This is a genomic window from Enterobacter sp. SST3, assembly GCF_000286655.1.
GTDB classification, from domain to species: Bacteria; Pseudomonadota; Gammaproteobacteria; order Enterobacterales; family Enterobacteriaceae; genus Enterobacter; species Enterobacter roggenkampii.
This window is the reverse complement of sequence record NZ_ALNS01000012.1, coordinates 211,852-227,674: the sequence shown is the minus strand read 5'-3', so window position 1 is coordinate 227,674 and position 15,823 is coordinate 211,852. Positions and strand designations below refer to the sequence as shown.

General features: G+C 50.9%; 23 protein-coding genes. 11 read left to right on the top strand and 12 right to left on the bottom strand.

Annotated elements, in window-relative coordinates; all coding sequences use genetic code 11:
- Positions 1–59 precede the first annotated feature (59 nt).
- Both B498_RS14150 and B498_RS14155 read left to right on the top strand, forming a co-directional pair.
- A complete protein-coding gene (locus B498_RS14150; protein ID WP_232928408.1) occupies positions 60–1,544 on the top strand; it encodes a sensor domain-containing diguanylate cyclase in 1,485 nt (494 codons plus the stop codon).
- Positions 1,545–1,827: 283 nt separating this feature from the next.
- The gene (locus tag B498_RS14155) at positions 1,828–2,076 is read left to right on the top strand and encodes a GlsB/YeaQ/YmgE family stress response membrane protein (RefSeq protein ID WP_008500746.1); all 249 of its coding nucleotides are present in this window, start codon (positions 1,828–1,830) and stop codon (positions 2,074–2,076) included.
- A 130-nt stretch (positions 2,077–2,206) separates the two neighbouring features.
- Here the strand turns inward: B498_RS14155 and B498_RS22895 are convergent, their stop codons facing one another.
- Positions 2,207–2,305 carry a YoaK family small membrane protein gene (locus B498_RS22895; protein ID WP_014883431.1) on the bottom strand — a complete coding sequence of 33 codons (99 nt, stop codon included), beginning with the start codon at positions 2,303–2,305 and terminating at the stop codon, positions 2,207–2,209.
- Between the two features lie 45 nt (positions 2,306–2,350).
- On the bottom strand, positions 2,351–3,379 hold the full coding sequence (locus B498_RS14160; RefSeq protein WP_032622855.1) for a sensor domain-containing diguanylate cyclase: 1,029 nt from the start codon (positions 3,377–3,379) through the stop codon (positions 2,351–2,353).
- A gap of 309 nt (positions 3,380–3,688) precedes the next feature.
- Between B498_RS14160 and B498_RS14165 the strand changes: the two genes are divergently transcribed.
- On the top strand, positions 3,689–3,943 hold the full coding sequence (locus B498_RS14165) for a DUF333 domain-containing protein (RefSeq protein WP_008500743.1): 255 nt from the start codon (positions 3,689–3,691) through the stop codon (positions 3,941–3,943).
- An 80-nt stretch (positions 3,944–4,023) separates the two neighbouring features.
- Positions 4,024–4,329 carry a hypothetical protein gene (locus tag B498_RS14170; RefSeq protein ID WP_008500742.1) on the top strand — a complete coding sequence of 102 codons (306 nt, stop codon included), beginning with the start codon at positions 4,024–4,026 and terminating at the stop codon, positions 4,327–4,329.
- On the opposite strand, the gene B498_RS14175 is transcribed toward B498_RS14170, so the two are convergent.
- On the bottom strand, positions 4,330–4,674 hold the full coding sequence (locus tag B498_RS14175; RefSeq protein WP_008500741.1) for a DUF488 domain-containing protein: 345 nt from the start codon (positions 4,672–4,674) through the stop codon (positions 4,330–4,332).
- Positions 4,675–4,775: 101 nt separating this feature from the next.
- Between B498_RS14175 and B498_RS14180 the strand changes: the two genes are divergently transcribed.
- A complete protein-coding gene (locus tag B498_RS14180) occupies positions 4,776–5,483 on the top strand; it encodes a CTP synthase (RefSeq protein ID WP_008500740.1) in 708 nt (235 codons plus the stop codon).
- Positions 5,484–5,514: 31 nt separating this feature from the next.
- Here B498_RS14180 and B498_RS14185 read toward each other — a convergent pair whose 3' ends face one another.
- Positions 5,515–6,702: a CynX/NimT family MFS transporter gene (locus tag B498_RS14185; RefSeq protein ID WP_008500739.1), complete on the bottom strand. Its 1,188-nt coding sequence runs from the start codon at positions 6,700–6,702 to the stop codon at positions 5,515–5,517.
- 99 nt (positions 6,703–6,801) lie between these two features.
- Between B498_RS14185 and B498_RS14190 the strand changes: the two genes are divergently transcribed.
- Positions 6,802–7,593, top strand: a complete 792-nt coding sequence (locus tag B498_RS14190; RefSeq protein WP_008500738.1) for an AraC family transcriptional regulator — start codon at positions 6,802–6,804, stop codon at positions 7,591–7,593.
- Here B498_RS14190 and B498_RS14195 read toward each other — a convergent pair.
- Positions 7,577–8,023: a DUF441 domain-containing protein gene (locus B498_RS14195; protein WP_008500737.1), complete on the bottom strand. Its 447-nt coding sequence runs from the start codon at positions 8,021–8,023 to the stop codon at positions 7,577–7,579. The two genes, B498_RS14190 and B498_RS14195, sit on opposite strands and share 17 nt — an antisense overlap.
- Before the next feature lie 144 nt (positions 8,024–8,167).
- Between B498_RS14195 and yoaI the strand changes: the two genes are divergently transcribed.
- The gene (yoaI, locus tag B498_RS22890; RefSeq protein WP_008500736.1) at positions 8,168–8,272 is read left to right on the top strand and encodes a small membrane protein YoaI; all 105 of its coding nucleotides are present in this window, start codon (positions 8,168–8,170) and stop codon (positions 8,270–8,272) included.
- 20 nt (positions 8,273–8,292) lie between these two features.
- Here yoaI and B498_RS14200 read toward each other — a convergent pair whose 3' ends face one another.
- The 5 genes from B498_RS14200 to B498_RS23345 all read right to left on the bottom strand — a co-directional run bounded on the left by B498_RS14200 (position 8,293) and on the right by B498_RS23345 (position 11,368).
- Positions 8,293–8,793, bottom strand: coding sequence for a YbaK/prolyl-tRNA synthetase associated domain-containing protein (locus B498_RS14200; RefSeq protein ID WP_008500735.1), 501 nt, complete (start codon positions 8,791–8,793; stop codon positions 8,293–8,295).
- 263 nt (positions 8,794–9,056) lie between these two features.
- Positions 9,057–10,199, bottom strand: a complete 1,143-nt coding sequence (locus B498_RS14205; RefSeq protein ID WP_008500734.1) for a phage integrase Arm DNA-binding domain-containing protein — start codon at positions 10,197–10,199, stop codon at positions 9,057–9,059.
- Positions 10,174–10,437, bottom strand: coding sequence for an excisionase (locus B498_RS14210; protein WP_008500733.1), 264 nt, complete (start codon positions 10,435–10,437; stop codon positions 10,174–10,176). Before B498_RS14210 ends, B498_RS14205 begins: the two co-directional genes overlap by 26 nt.
- 32 nt (positions 10,438–10,469) lie before the next feature.
- The gene (locus B498_RS14215) at positions 10,470–10,739 is read right to left on the bottom strand and encodes a hypothetical protein (protein ID WP_008500732.1); all 270 of its coding nucleotides are present in this window, start codon (positions 10,737–10,739) and stop codon (positions 10,470–10,472) included.
- Positions 10,739–11,368 (bottom strand): hypothetical protein, encoded by a 630-nt coding sequence (locus B498_RS23345; RefSeq protein ID WP_008500731.1) that lies wholly within the window; start codon positions 11,366–11,368, stop codon positions 10,739–10,741. The genes B498_RS14215 and B498_RS23345 overlap by 1 nt, the downstream gene beginning before the upstream one ends.
- Positions 11,369–11,379: 11 nt before the next feature.
- Between B498_RS23345 and B498_RS14220 the strand changes: the two genes are divergently transcribed.
- Positions 11,380–11,898: a DUF1133 family protein gene (locus tag B498_RS14220; protein ID WP_050547794.1), complete on the top strand. Its 519-nt coding sequence runs from the start codon at positions 11,380–11,382 to the stop codon at positions 11,896–11,898.
- Between the two features lie 79 nt (positions 11,899–11,977).
- Here B498_RS14220 and B498_RS14225 read toward each other — a convergent pair whose 3' ends face one another.
- A complete protein-coding gene (locus tag B498_RS14225; protein ID WP_008500729.1) occupies positions 11,978–12,883 on the bottom strand; it encodes a hypothetical protein in 906 nt (301 codons plus the stop codon).
- Positions 12,884–13,030: 147 nt separating this feature from the next.
- Between B498_RS14225 and B498_RS22190 the strand changes: the two genes are divergently transcribed.
- Complete coding sequence (locus B498_RS22190) at positions 13,031–13,516, top strand: putative holin (RefSeq protein WP_071530953.1); 486 nt, start codon at positions 13,031–13,033, stop codon at positions 13,514–13,516.
- Positions 13,513–13,788, top strand: coding sequence for a hypothetical protein (locus B498_RS0121355; RefSeq protein WP_032622826.1), 276 nt, complete (start codon positions 13,513–13,515; stop codon positions 13,786–13,788). Before B498_RS22190 ends, B498_RS0121355 begins: the two co-directional genes overlap by 4 nt.
- A gap of 213 nt (positions 13,789–14,001) precedes the next feature.
- Here B498_RS0121355 and B498_RS14230 read toward each other — a convergent pair whose 3' ends face one another.
- A complete protein-coding gene (locus B498_RS14230) occupies positions 14,002–14,553 on the bottom strand; it encodes an ATP-dependent Clp protease proteolytic subunit (protein ID WP_008500726.1) in 552 nt (183 codons plus the stop codon).
- 811 nt (positions 14,554–15,364) lie between these two features.
- Here B498_RS14230 and B498_RS0121345 point away from each other — a divergent pair.
- Entirely contained in the window at positions 15,365–15,814 is a 450-nt protein-coding gene (locus B498_RS0121345) for a hypothetical protein (RefSeq protein ID WP_032622824.1), read from the top strand.
- Positions 15,815–15,823: the final 9 nt, after the last annotated feature.

Genomic DNA, 15,823 nt, shown 5'->3' with positions numbered 1-15,823 from the left:
TATCCTGAGCTTTGTTACAGTGACAAGAGTTGTCAGCCAGGGATATCAGGCGTGATAAGGTGGAAAAGCTCGTGCATGTGAAAAATACTTTTTACACAACAACCATTACCGTCATCATTGTCTCATTGATCATCTCGCTGGCGCTTGCCGTCCAAATTGCCACGTCCAGACAGCAGTCAATCCAGCAAATTAATACCAGCGTCGCTAATCTTAGCCACACCCTGGATGTTTATACTGAAGGGATCATGCGCCAGAGTGAAATGTTAATTACTACCGTTTCCGACATAATCGAAATTTATGGCATGACCCCGCAGCAGGCGACCAATATTCAGCACATGATCCATAATCAGGATAACCTTCTTACCCAGATTAATAATGTGGTTGTTTACGATGCTCAGGGCGATATCTTCACCGCGCTGCATGAAAGTTTCACGGGACCACGCAAAGGCTCGGACAGAGAGTTTTTTATCTATCACCAGGAAAATAAAACTCAGCAGGTCTTTATTGGGGAGCCGGTGGTAAGCAGAACCAATGGCAAATGGGTTATCACCCTCAGTCGGCGCCTTGAAACCCAGTCCGGGGCATTTAACGGTGTCGTGGTGGTGACGCTGGGTATTGAAAATTTTCTGGCACTCTACGGGCAGATTAATATCGGTCACTCGGGCGTCATCGGCTTAACGACGCAATCAGGCGTGCTGCTGGTCCGTTATCCCTTTAAAAATACCTATATCGGCACGATTGTTTCTGATTCACCGCTCTTCAGGAAATATCTCAAAGTACAAAATACGGGGATAGCCAGCTCCATCTCACGGTTTGATAAAATCGAGCGCATCTATGCCTATGAGAAAAACAGACGCTACGGACTGGTCACCACAGTGGCCGTCAGCATTGATGAAGCTCTTGCACCCTGGCGCAAGCAGGCGATTCAGCTGGCGGTACTCATTTTCGTGTTTACGGCGATACTCATCGTGGCGTCGTACTTCCTGTATTCCGACCTGTCCCGAAAAACACGGGATAACAAAGCGCTGAAGATTATCGCTTCAGAAGATGCGTTGACCGGGCTTTACAACCGCCGCGTCTTTGATGAAAAAATCCTCTCGGAAATTGCTACGTGCGCCGCGCATGACGCGCCGATTTCGGTACTGATCGTGGACGTGGACTACTTCAAAAAATACAACGATAACTATGGTCATCCTGAAGGGGACCGGTGTCTGGCAATGCTCGGAAACAGCCTCAGGGAGAGCCTTACCCGTGATAATCAGCTTGTGGCGCGCTACGGCGGAGAGGAGTTTGCGCTGATATTGCCGGATACGGATATTCAGGAGGCACTTCGTCTGGCCCAGACGATTATTCGCAATGTGTTCTCGCTGCAAATCGCGCATGCCTTTAGCCCCTTCGGCCGGGTGACGGTAAGCGTCGGAATTTCCACCGCCCGTGCCGTCGACATCGCGGGCAGCCAGCAAAATATCATTATTGCCGCAGACCAGGCGCTCTATCAGGCGAAACGCGCGGGGCGTAACCGGTACGCGTTTGTTGGGGTATGAGCAAAAAAAAGCCCACTCAGGAGTGGGCAAGAAATACTGGAAGCAATGTGAGCAATGTCGTACTGAATACTTGAGTGTTTTTCTCAACTATTCAGTGTTGAGAAAGATAATCTTTCTCAACAAAAGATGCAACCCCACAGTTTCTGTGGCCCGTACATTTTTTTGATGAATAATTCCCCACTCTCTCATTGTGATGCTTATCACAAATTTCCTTTCTGGAATCCTGTGCTATCCTTTTTTGTGTCGTTGATTTAATGACAAAAACCATACAGAGAGGAAAGTTATGGGAATTTTATCCTGGATTATCTTTGGGCTTATTGCGGGTATTCTGGCGAAGTGGATCATGCCGGGCAAAGATGGCGGTGGGTTTATCGTCACCGTAATACTGGGTATTGTCGGCGCGGTAGTCGGCGGCTGGATCAGTACGCTGTTCGGTTTTGGCAAGGTCGATGGCTTTAACTTCGGCAGTTTCGCCGTCGCGGTGATCGGTGCGCTGGTTGTTCTGTTTATCTACAGAAAGATCAAAAGCTAAGGTCTTAAAGCGTTGAAAAAGGCTGCCAGATGGCGGCCTTTTTACGTACTGGCGTTTACCACCAGCCAAGCTGCGTGCCGGCAAACGCCGCGATGGCAACGATCAGCATAATGACGGTTGTCTTCCGCATTTATGCCCCCGGCGCCGCGTAACCGCCGACAAAAAACCACGCTAAAAATACCACCGCCGTTATAAATATAACGACCGGGAAGAGGATCCCTATTCTCATACCATCACCTGTTTCGGTTTCTGTAACGCCGTAGAGTGTACGGGGTTAATCCATAGTGAGAAAGCGTGATTTGCTTTTTCCTTTCTTATCCTGATACATCGCGACATCCGCAGCGCGTAACGCGCTGTCAGGATCGGTTGCGGCAGGGTCCACTTCGATCACGCCGAAGCTGGCGCCCGGATAAATAATATGAACGCTGCCCAGCCAGTATTCGCCAGCGATGCAGGCGCTGAGACGCGTTTTGAGCAGCGTAAGCTGCGCGTTATCCCCGTCCTGGTGGGGCTGGCTTAGCGACGCCACCAGAAATTCATCCCCGCCCAGACGACCGATAATATCGTCCTGCTGTTTCTCTTCGGTCAAACGCTTGCCCACTTCTATCAGGAACTGGTCGCCAGCCTCGTGGCCGTAACGATCGTTAATCAGTTTGAAGTCATCCAGATCGATGAACGCGATGATGGCGTTACGCTTAAGATGCCGGGCCAGAGAAAAGAGGGTGGTCAGATCTTCAAAAATGGCGCGACGGTTGGGTAAACCGGTAAGGGCATCCGTATAGGAGTGCGCGATGAGGGCCGCATTGGCTTCGCGAAGCTGGGTGACCAGCGACTCTTTCTGAATGGACTGGGCGATCAGCCCGGCGAAGAGCTTCAGAACCTGTTCGCCGCGCTCGCTCAGCGGCTTTCTGGCCGTGCTGGTGGCACAGAGCGTTCCGTAAAGTGAACCATCCGCAAGATGGACAGGAATACTCATGTAGGTGGTAATGCCAAGCGCTTTTGCGGCTTCACACTCGGGCCAACGTTCAGGCACATCATTGCTGAACATCGTGTCACTATCCAGCGCGCGTTTGCACAGCGTCTCATCCCATGGGACGCTCAGGCCCTCCGGGATCGTCATCTGTTTGCTGTTGCGGGCGTAGAGGATGTGCTGCAGCCGCGCCTCGATATCCACCTTCGTCAGGTAGGTCGACTCCATGTCGGTGACAATTTCCAGCATCTCCAGCAGCTGGCGAACGAGGCTTTCAAGGGATTGCTCGGTGGCAAGGGTTTCTGAAACGCGAGCGAGGATAAGGTCCGACATGACGTAGAATGACTCCCAGGCAGAAGACGTCTGCATCTGCATGTTATGCTGAGTTTTTAGGCTTCAGGCATAGTAAAACATGAATACAGAAAATTTAATATATGCAGGAAGCGGGGAGCAGGCGCGAAAAAAAGCCCCGTTGTTGAGACCGGGGCAAAGACATCTTGATTACGGAATGATGTTCTCTGGTCATATCGAGAACATGCCACACTATAGTGCTGAAAAGTGCAGTTAAAATGGAGAAATCATGGAGAACGTGGCGATGACCCGTTACCCTTAGACTCTGATGACGTCAAAAGGATCAATGAGATGAGATTTCTGCTTCTGGCGCTGGCGCTTCCCCTGGCCGCCTGCACCGCAAAAACCACGCCACCTGATGCACCGAAACCGCCGCACGTTATCGGTATGGCGAACCCAGCTTCCGTCTACTGTCTGGAGAAAGGCGGGGAACAGGTCCCGGTTCAAAGCCCGCAGGGCGTGCGTACCGAGTGCAAATTACCGGGCGGCGAAGTGATTGATGAATGGACGCTCTATCGTCGCGACCATCCGCAACCCGCCAGGTGACAAAGTAATATTGCCTGCGATACACTTCTCTTTAAGATTATTCTTAGCCAGTTCCTGGCGTTCGTTATCGTGAGAGAAGTATGTTTCAGCTAAAACCGGGCAGCATGGCGATGATCGTTGGCGCCCGCACGGCGTCAGGCCGTCGCAATATTGGTAAATCCGTTGAGCTGTTTGGCCTTTGCCAGCCTGGCCTGCGTTTTGTTAACCCGGTCAACGGCGTGATGACGCAATTACCGGTCACCGCAGATCGCGCGCTTTGGCTGGTGACGGGTGATGTCTACGCCTTTGACAACCAGCACGGCTTTGCGTTTGTCCGCGCCGAACATCTGATGCCGCTCACCCCGGATGAAGCGCCGCAAATTCTGGATGAACTGACGATCGGCTGATCACAGATGGCGCAGCCAGTCGGCTAAGACCAGAGCGTGATTTTGCTCCGTGTTTTTGGCAGCAAAGAGCAGGGTGACGGTCTGCCTGCGCGCCAGCGTCGCCAGACGCGCGCCCTCGTCAGCCTGCTGCGCCAGCTCTTCCCGATAGGCCTGACTGAAGGCGGCGAAATCAATCGTTTCGCTGTGAAAGGCCTTGCGTAGTTCAGTTGAGGGCGCGAGCGCTTTACACCATTCGTCATACGCGAGATCCGTTTTCTTCAGCCCGCGCGGCCACAGCCTGTCCACCAGTATCCTATAGCCGTCGTCAGGGCTTGCCTGTTCGTATACCCGTTTGCACTGAATCATGATTCCACCCTCCCAATTTAAGGTATTGTGATAATTGCAAAAGATCGGTAGTCTGAGGTTCCTTATGTTATCTGATAATACTCTGGCATAAGGAACCTTTCATGGAACACCTCCCGGTTAAAACAACGCTGCGCATTGCGCTGGTTGGCGATTACAATCCCAATGTTATTGCGCATCAGGCTATCCCGCTGGCCATTGACGACGCCGCTGCAGTGCTTGACCTCACCGCCGATTACGACTGGCTGGCCACGACGGAGCTAACAAGCGCTGAAGATCTGGTGGGCTACGATGCCATCTGGCTGGTTCCTGCCAGCCCCTATAAAAACACGGCGGCCGCTTTTATTGCCGCGCGCTACGCCCGTGAGAACGGCATCCCGTTCCTGGGCACCTGCGGCGGGTTCCAGCATGCGCTGATTGAGTATGCCCGAAACGTGCTGGGCTGGGCTGATGCGGCACACGCTGAGACGGATACCGAAGGCACCATGGTGATTGCGCCGCTGACCTGCTCGCTGATGGAAAAAACGGATGCCATTGAGCTGCGCAATAATACGCTGATCGCCAAAGCGTACGGCAAGCCGGAAATTGAAGAGGGGTATCACTGTAACTATGGCGTGTCGCCGGCGTTTGCGCAGGCGCTGGAAAGCGGTGATATGCATGTAACGGGCTGGGACGATCAGGGTGAAATTCGTGCCGCGGAGCTGGTGACGCACCCGTTCTTCGTGATCACCTTATTCCAGCATGAACGTGCCGCGCTGGAAGGACGCCCGGTCGTGCTGGTGCAGGCGATGCTGCGCGCAGCGCGCGGGTAAAAAAGGCAGACCCGGTGGTCTGCCTCAGGATTTAACGGGGCGCGATCTCCCGGTCTCGCCCGGCTAACACACCGCAGATAGCCATTATCACAGCGGCCAGCGCACAGCCCAGAAGCGGGATTTGCCAGTCTCCTGCAGTATCGTGAATTTTCCCCATCAGCGGCGGGCCGCAGGCGGCAAGCAGGTAGCCAATCGACTGTGCCATTCCGGAGAGCGCCGCCGCCTGGTGCGCAGAGCTGGCGCGCAGGCCGATGAACGTCAGGCCGAGGATCATTGTTGCCCCTGTGCCAAAGCCAAACATCAGCGTCCACATCACCGCCATTCCGGGCATAAACCATAATCCTGCCGCGCTTATTGCGCACATCAGGGCCACTAAGCCTGCGATCGCTCGCTGATCTTTCAGGCGGTGGAGGATCAGCGGAACGGCGAGTCCCGGCACGGCCGTGGCCAGCTGCAACAGACCGTGCACCGAACCGGCCTGCGCTTCGCTGTAGCCGTGGCTCAGCAATATCGCCGGCAGCCAGCCGATGATGACGTAGTAGATCAGCGAGTTAATTCCTAAAAAGAGCGTCACCTGCCAGGCGAGGGCCGAGCGCCAGAGCGCGCGGTTTTGCAGCGCGCCTGCGCCCGTTACCGTTGCGACGTGTTTCTGACGCCACTGCGGCAGCCAGAGCAGCAGTGCGACCAGCGGAAACGCCATCAGCATCAGCAGCGCGCCATGCCAGCCCGCGCTCCCCTGTGCAAGGGGAACGATCATCGCTGAGCCAAACGCCGCCGAGACGCCCATCGTCAGGGAATAGGCGCCGGTGAGCTTCGCCACCTGGCCCGGAAAATCACGCTTAATTAATCCCGGTAACAGCACGTTCCCGAGCGCAATACCGCAGCCGACGATCGCCGTTCCGATGAAAAGCAAAGTGGCGGAAGGCAGCGAGCGAACGGCAATCCCGGCGCAAATGAGCAGCAGGGCGATAAACAGGCTGCGCTCCATGCCGATACGCCGGGCAACGCCTGCGGCGAGCGGCGAGACAAGGGCGAAAGCCAGCAGGGGCAGGGTGGTCAGCAGACCGGTTTGCGCCGTGCTTAAGCCATAATCAAGACGAATGGTATCGAGCAGCGGCGCTGCGCCAGTAAAGGTGACGCGAAGCGTAGTGGCAATCATCAGGATGCCTGCAATCAACAGCGCGCCGTGTTTTCCTGAGGTGCGAATAGCAGTAGTCATTATGTTCTCATACGTTCAAGCGAGCGCACACAATACCGATTTTCTCAGCGGTTGAAATCAGGCTAAAATGACAGTTTATCGCTCATATCGGACAAACTGATGATTGGTCTGGGACTGGAAGGCTACGATCCAGATAGCCAGTACGATGCGGCCGTCGCATTTCGCATTCAGGTAGTGGCGGAGGAACAATATATTCCGCTTCATCATCACCGTAAGGGGCAGCTGATTCTGGCCCTCGGCGGCGCAATCACCTGTGAAGTGGAAAATGCCATGCTGATGGTGCCGCCCCAGTATGCCGTCTGGATCCCTGGACAGATGCCGCACAGTAACAGGGCCACGCCGGGCGCGCAGCTCTGCTTTTTGTTCATTGAGCCGGGGGCTGCCAGCCTGCCCGAGCGCTGCTGTACCCTGAAAATCTCCCCCCTGGTGCGGGAGCTGATTTTATCGCTCGCGGAAAAATCACGTGAACAGCTGCAGCTCGCGGCCACCTCGCGTCTGGTGGACGTCCTGTTTGACGAGCTGCCGCTCCAGCGACAGGAGCATCTGCAGCTGCCCGTGTCGCCCCATCCCAAAATCAGGCTGATGAGCGAGAAGATGGCGGAAGAGCCCGCCGCCTGGCAGACGCTGGCGCAGTGGGCGAGCCACTTCGCCATGAGCGAACGCAATCTGGCGCGGCTGGTAGTGAAGGAGACCGGTCTGAGCTTCCGCCGCTGGCGTCACCAGCTGCAGCTGATTGTGGCGTTACAGCATTTAATAAGCGGCAAATCGGTGCAGCAGGTGGCCCAGTCACTGGGCTATGACTCGACCACCGCGTTTATCACCATGTTCAGGAAGGGACTGGGCCAGACGCCGGCGCGTTATATGGCCAGCCTGACTACGACTTCCCAATAAACAGCGAGACAAGGCCTGCCGCAATCAGCGGGCCGACCGGCACGCCGCGAAAGAGCGCCACGCCCAGCACGGTGCCCACCAGCAGGCCCGCCACCAGCGAGGGCTGGCTGCTCATCAGCGTGACGCCGCGTCCGCCCAGCCATGACACAAAAATCCCCACCGCGATCGCCACCAGCGATTTCCAGTTTACAAACGAATGCAGCAGCGTTGAGGCGGGAAGGGTGCCGCTGGCAATCGGCGCCATCACCCCAATGGTTAAGATGATAATCCCGATGGTGAGGCCTTGTTTTTCTATCCACGGGAAAAAGGTATTTAATGGGGTCACGCGCACAATGATCAGCACCAGAATCGAGATGGCGACGGTAGTGTTATGGCTTATAAAGCCGAGCGCGGCGAGTGCCAGAAGAATGAGCAGAGTAGGGTCAAACATAGGGAATCCTTGCCAGAATAATGGTCCTGTTTACTGTACGCGCAAACGCGGCAGAGAACAGTGTTAAAAAGATTTTATCGTTGTCATAACCTTGTCATTTACGCGGATTAAAACGAAAGCAGATATCGCAAAAGGGTCGCCATCATGAACGATCACATGTATGTGGAAACGCTGATTATCTCCTCATCGTTTTTCGCTATTGCCGTTATTCTCGTTGCCTCCGTGCTGTTCCTGGAAAGAAAAGGCTGACAGGGCGTCAGCCGTTGCAGTTAGGCTTTATGGAAGGTGACGAGTTCAGGACGGGCGATGCGCAGGTAATCCTGGGTATCCATAATCACGGATTTCTCCAGCAGGCCGGCGTTAAACGCGATTTCGTCAAAGCGCTCGAACAGCAGCGGGTCGGCAACCAGCGCCAAATCAGGATGGAAGCTAAAGGGCGGGATAGCGCCGAAAACGCAGGCGGTCAGGGCATCGACTTCGGCAGGGCTGGCGAGGGAGGCCTTTAGCCCGCCAAAATGGCTGGCAAGCTGGCTCAGGTCAGCCTGCAGGTCGGCGGCAAGGATCGCCAGAACATGTTTCTTTACGCCGTTTCCCTTCACCTTGCAGACCAGGGCTTTAGCGCCTTGCCGCAGGTCGGTTCCGCGAATTTCACTTACCGCTTCACATTTCCCGACCGCCTCGTGCTCCATGACGCGAAAACGCGCGCCCTGCTCGGTGAGTAAGGTAATGAGCTGCTGGTGGGTTCCTGTTCCAATAACGTCGTCAGTCATAACGATTTTCCCGGTGATAATCCAGTATGCAGGGGTCTACATTAGCACGGGATGAACGGGGTCGAAAGAAAACAGCCAGCGGGTTCGCTGGCTGTGGGATTATGCGTTGCTGGTAGCAGACTGCTTGTGGAACAATTCGATGATTTTTATTTTATTGTTATATAAGGTTAATTTTTCTTCCCCAAATCATCCCCAAAAAAAATCCCCAAAACTCATATAACGCCAGCTTATCATTTGGCACTTTCTAAAAGTTATCTATCTCGCTAAATCACAAGTTTGTTCCACTCCAGACCACGATCATCTCCATACATTGTGCTCATCGCTTCAGTTTTATGCCCAAGCAAAGTTTTGACATCAATACCCTGTGCTTTATAGGTTCTAGATGAAAGCGAACGCTGCTCATGAAATGGGGGCAGGGCAATACAATCCTTTGGCCAGTCAATATTTGCTTTATCTCTCGCTTCTTTGAAATACTTAGATATTGTTTTTTCAGGAACGTGAGAACCAGCTTTACCGTAAGCATGATGTTTCACGTGGTGTATCAGATACGGGCTCACAACTATGTCTCGACACTTACTTATTACTTCTGCAAGCGTCATGCCAATGGCATCACACCGTAAATTTAAAGGAATAGCTAACTTCATTCCTGTTTTACTTTGGGTTATATGAAGATGATTATCCCATATATCGCTAAACTTCATCGCCACTATGTCGCCAATACGTTGACCCGTCACCAAAGCCAATAGCATGGAATTCTGAGCGCATGGTGGCAATGTTCCCGCGCTTTCATAGATTACCTTCCATTGTTCGATACTGAGCCTGCTTCGCTTGACCTTTGCTATCGGATTTTTAACTGCTAAAGCAGGATTGTAGCCGGGTTCAACCTCACCAGCATGTTGAGCCTCTTTAAATACGTCGTTAAGCACGCTCCTAATCAGCTGACCCATTCGATGTTTACCTTCAGACTTATATTCATCAATAATTTTTGCGATTAACTTCGTGTCAACATCTTTTAGGCGAACGTTAGGAGCTCTGTCAGCCAGAACTTGAGCACATAACCTCCTAGATTTTACGGTCGGTTTTTTTATTTCTCCGTCACGCATCCTTTCCATCTGAATATCTACGTACCTTTTTATCCAGTCTGCGACTCGAATTCCTTTCTCTTTCTTATCTGTCTTCTTAATGGCCATATCGATAAGAGCGAAGGATTGACGTGTTTCCTGCTCAGATGTTATCCGATTTAACTCCGTAGCAGCAGCTTTGGCTGCCTCTTCATCTGTTCCAAAACCAACAAATGTTCCAGTGACAGGGTGGCGATATTGCCAGTAGATTTTTGATGTACGTTTATCCAACTTGCAATACAGGTTAGGTATTTTAACGTTATGCTTTCTGGGGCGAGCTGCCATTTATTGCTTTCTCCACTAACTGGCGAGCCTTGTCGGATAATGATGATGAAATATCAACATTGCTTACCATGCCAATAAAACGAGCGTCCTCATCTATAACCCAGCGGCGACCTTGCTTTAAAGCTGGTGGGAAAGTTTGCTTGGTCTTGGCTATTTTGTTCAGTGCTGAGTTGCTTAATGGATATTTGAACCCATTAGGACCCGACGCCCACTCATGAAGTGTTACTAACTGCCCCATACGTTGATCTCCACTTAACCGGCTGCACCCGGCTATCTCTTATAGAAAATGCAAGATGAGCAACCACCTCGGAGCCCATCATTGCAGGTACGACATCTTTTTGTTTCGGTGTAATAGAGCTGGTGGACCATCTCCTTTGGCATGAGAACCGGCATCGGCACGCGGATGACCAGCTTTTTGAGCCTGTCGATTTCTGCGGCCAACTCCAGCAGGCGGTAGCGGCAATCCTCTGCCTCTTCACGCCACCATGCGACATCCGCTTTAAGGCGGCGCATACGCCGCTGTTTCAGTTTACTGGACATCAAGCCTCCGGCCTGGGCGCTGCTGCTAACATTGCCGCCCAGCATAGTTTTGCCCGGTGAGCCGCCTGCTGGCATCCACTCATAGCCTCATACTCTTCCCATTCTTTCTCATCGCTAAAGCTCTCATCTGGCTCTGATTCGAACCCATTGACCATCATGTCTTCTGTCGGCTCTACCGGAACCAGCACCCAACCATCCGGAATCACCGGAGAGTTGCCAGGTCTCACATATCCACTGTGCGCATCAGCGTCATAATCCAAAATGCTTGGGCGCTCACTTTTTTCACCGATGAGGTAACGGACGCGATCTGCGGCATAGAGTACGCGACCAGGATATTCAGAACGGTCAATGGTGAACCCATCCATGCAGCGACCTTCGCCCTTGCGATGAAGAATTGCCGTCCAGTTAGCCTTACCATTACTTTCCGGCATTGAACCATACCAGACAGTTAATTCAGGTTTTCTATCGGCAGCCTGAAGCATGGCGTCGCGGCATCCGTCATACGCTTCTTTCATGGCGTCACGAACCCAGCCGAGAGGTTTCTGCTTAGTCTGCTCACACCATTCCTCGAATGTGGGCACAGATACCGGCGCCGGCGGGGCGGCGCGATACAGAAGCACATCACCCATCTCTGTTCTGGATGCTGGCCATACAGGGCAAGCTCCGCATGTGGGGCCGCTGGTCATACATCGGTGGTGGTTCAGGCGGAAACATGTTCAACCAGCTGCTGGCATCCGGGAAAATCACCAAGACCGCAATCAACGATGCGTTGCGCCGCATGAAGAAATCCGGCATCACTAAACCTGAGCTGGAAGCTTACCTGCGCGAAATCCTCGACAGCAAAAACAAAAGTGGCTTGGCGTTCTGCTCCGACGAAGAGGGCCTTAAGGTGGATGGTGTTATTGCTTCGGTCCTGATGAATGATGAATACCGTGGGTTGTATGGCGTAATAGTTGACCGTCACCGGCTCCGCAAGAGCAAACTGCAGATGGCAAACGAGCTGAATGCAAAACACCCTGACTGGACTCTAATCACTTGCCGCCGCCGCATCGACACATGGGTAAGTTTGGCAGAATCGATCCTGTACGCTCCACTTTGTGATGCGTTTGGCACAAATGGCGACAGATTTAAGTTGCAGAGTGAGCAAGAAAGTGCTTAAATTGTGGTAGGCTCGGGACAGTAAAGCGTACTGAGCAACAGAACAAAACATAAACCCGCCAGAAGCGGGTTTTATTTTTTTAGAGACTCTCAACAAACTCTCTATAACGCTTAACATCTGAAGAACTGATGTTTTTGTTATCTTCCAGCTGAATAATCAACTGAGAAAGATTTTCCTGTGTAAAAAATACTTTTGCTGTTTCAATTATCTCTTTAACCCTTTCAATTCTTGTGTTCAGAGCTGAGATACCGTTAACAATAGGCCGCATTTGGGTTCTTGATAGTTTTTCAGGATCTGCATTCTGTAATGCTTGAACTACTCCTCGTAATTGATTTTCATAAAGTTCGGTTAAATCGTTATCAGGCGATATAAAATCAATATTTGAAATGAAACCAACAATAACCTCAACAGCCTGAGGTACAGGTTGTCCTGAAGCTTTTGCAAGCTCTATTTCTTTCGCTGTAGGAGGGCGTGTCGTAGTGACATTGCCATTCCCGTTCGCTTGCATCTCTCTCAAAGCGCGGTAGGCAGCAAGACCAATTACGTCTGATGAGTTTATTTTTCTGTATAAATCGATAGCCCACGAGACGTTCTTAGGGCCTACAGCCAGCGCATTAACTTTCTGCCAGTATTCGAAAACACGGGCCTTATTGTCTAAAATAAAGGCTTTTGCTTTTGCTATTTCGAGGGCATTTAGAAACTCAGATGACATGGTTTCAAATTGAACATCGAAGTATTTTGAGCCGCAGTCATGCCCAATGTTGGTTTCTGAGCTGTCGTCTGTTTCAACAACATAGCCTTTAAAATGCCTCTTATGGCAATTGGAAAGTCCGCATTTTACTTTTTCAGGTAGCTCGTAGTAGCCGACAATTCTTTCGAGAGTTCGATCTTTAACTACAAGGTTTTCTAAATAGCTTGGCCTGGCACAAACCTTCTGCCAGTCGTCAACCTCAACAAATGAATCACCTTCCAGCAGATAAATCATATAACCTCCTGAAATAAAGGACTTATCATGATAGCACTGGAGATTATAGGTGTATATGTTCATAAAATGATCTCTGAAGCAAATTCAAATTTTTAAAATTCTTTCCCCTCATTTCTGAGAGGACTCACGGCAATAAGAGGGGGCTAAATGTCCGATCCTGTTTCTGGCACTACGGTAGCGGCTGGTGGTTTGATGGGAGCCAGCATGTTTGGCCTGGCAACCGGCATAGACTACGGTGTGGTGTTCGGCGCATTCGCTGGTGCGGTGTTCTACGTCGCTACGGCGGTAAACATCAGTCGACTTAAGCTGGTGGGTTACTTCATCACATCATTCATCTTCGGTGCCGGCGTTAACATGGGCCCATCGGTTCAGACCAAATGGTTCCAGCGCTGGCTGAACGTATTCAACATTCAGGGCACGCTCTATCCCGATCTGATTGCAGATGGTTTTATCGGTCCGCGAACTATCAGCGCGCTAAAAAGCTATCTTTCCCGGCGAGGGAAAGAGGGTGAACTGGTTATGCTCCGCGCCCTGAATTGCAGCCAGGGCCAGCGTTATCTCGAGCTGGCAGAACAGCGCAGCGCGAACGAGACGTTTGTTTATGGCTGGGTAAAGGAACGGGTGGTTATATGACGCTTGAGATGATCACCGGACTCGTTGTAGCAGTATTTGCTGCTATCGCTGCCGCGTTTGGCTTGGGTCATTCACGCGGTACCAGCAAAGCGGAAGCGAAAGCAGACCTGCAGCGCACCGAAGAAAAGGCCGCAGCCACTGAAGCAGTAGCCGAACGCCGGGTAGAAGCAACGAAAGAGGCCAGCAATGTACAGCAGACTGTTAACCGCATGCCTGATGACGATGTTGATCGCGAGCTGCGTAACACGTGGAAGCGTCCCGGTGGTGGTTGATACCGCCTGTGACTGGGTAAAGCCAATCTACCTGACCGATCATGACATTGACGTTATGGACCGCCAGACGAAGAAAGACATCCTGACGCATAACAGATCTTGGCAGGTCAATTGCAAGAAAAAGATTCTTAATTGAACATTTATTTGACAATCGCAATGATTAAGCCCGACTATAATCTTAAAAATAATCGGGCTCTGAAAGGTTACTTTATGTCAACAATTAATCCACCAGGTAGCATTGGGTTCAACGATGCTAGCCTCCTGAATACCTTCAATAAGGCCGAGAGTTGCAGCTCTCTCAGGATTAAGAATGGAAGAAGTTCTGATCAGCTCACGCCAGTCAGTGAATTGTCCAGCGGAAACAGTTTCCTCGTTAAAGATAGAAATGAGGCGGTCAAGGTCGTGATCTAAACTAGATACCCATTCGCGCATTCGTTCGTGATCGACACTTTGCATTCCGCCGAAGTTCCACTGAAAGGGATGCAACAAAAATCTTGCTCCATGATTAGCAAAGCGCTTTATACCAGCGAGGAAAATCGCATTAGCAATTGAATCTATATTGCTAATGTTGAAGCAATAAACTGGAATTGGAAGTGTTTTGATGAAATTGTAAGCGGTAAAGCCGGATGTTACGTCGCCGCCAGAGCTCGAAATGTGTAGGTTGATTCGGGTTGCCCCTTGAGCTATTGCTGACAAAATGTTGTTTTGAAGCAAGCTTACTGTGCTTGGATTGACTGGGCATAAAAAATGAACAGTATGAATCATAGAATTTTCCAGAGGTTATCCCGGATTGGGCAAATCTGTTATTGGTGCGAAAATTCCTATTTCAACATGAAATATTTTCAAGAAGCATAAGCCGCCTCAGGGCGGTTTTTTATTGCCGGGAGAAAGCCAATGAACCAATAAAGCGGATAGGCCGGAAAGGCAATGCAGCAGTCATGATGCTGCCCCGAGTCGCGTAATGGCGAGCAGGTATAGCAGACCGTTGTGAGGGTAAGTGAGGGAACATGCTCCGGTAAAGCAGCGCGAACGCCAGACGCGCACCGGTTATAAGCGGCGATAAAGCGACAGCGTCTCAAGGGCATGAGCGTGGCCACTCCGGGTAGTGGCAGCCATTACAAAGCTCACCTGCTGGTGGGCTTGATAATGGTTATAGACTTATGCAGATGAATAAATCAGCTGATTATCTTGCGCAACTGGATTTCTTCCTGCTCGTTAAGCCTGGCATACTCGCTTATTTGTTTAATAAGTGACCCTTTGTTATTAGACATCATGGATGAAACATAGCAGCCAGTTCTCCATTCGAAAAAGCTCACCAAAAATAAGGTTGATGCTGTAGAATACTGATAATGTATTGAGAGGTTATTGCAAATTTTTTTCGTTACCATGGAGTTAGTTTTTACTTAATGCAAATTACCGGGATTTGTAATGCTTTATTGATATGAGATATATGGGTACTTAACTGTTGCTAAGAGGGAATTTAGCGCTACTAAAAATAGTAGGAATAATCTTACGTTGTTGTTGCTGTTGGCACAATATGGATAATAACTTTGCCTAAACAATACAATAGCAACCGATGAAAATTCACTCTCTTACAATCGCTTTGCTGGCGACGATTTCTTCTCCATCCTACGCAGCGTTTCAGGAAAGAGAATACAATACCTGGTATCAAAAAGATGCTGTACTCTACGACATTACCCAGACCTCAGAGGGGTTGCCTGTCATGATAAGTATCTCTCAACCGGGGAGGGAGTCAGCTAATATGCTCGTATCCTATATGTCCGATGGTGGTTGTGGCGATAGGAAGATGCGGCTTAATGCTAACGGGAAGGATGTGCCTGCAACTTACACCTGTGTATCAGTCGGAGCTAACAGGATTGAACACTTTGCAGTGAATGATGCAGGCAAGGTCAATGAGATGGTTAACTATCTCAAGTCAGATTTCACTTTATTGCTTCAAAACGATATCAAAGTCTGGGCTGCGAATATAAAGACGCCGAAATATGGCATAGCACCAAAATTTTAAATCTCAAAA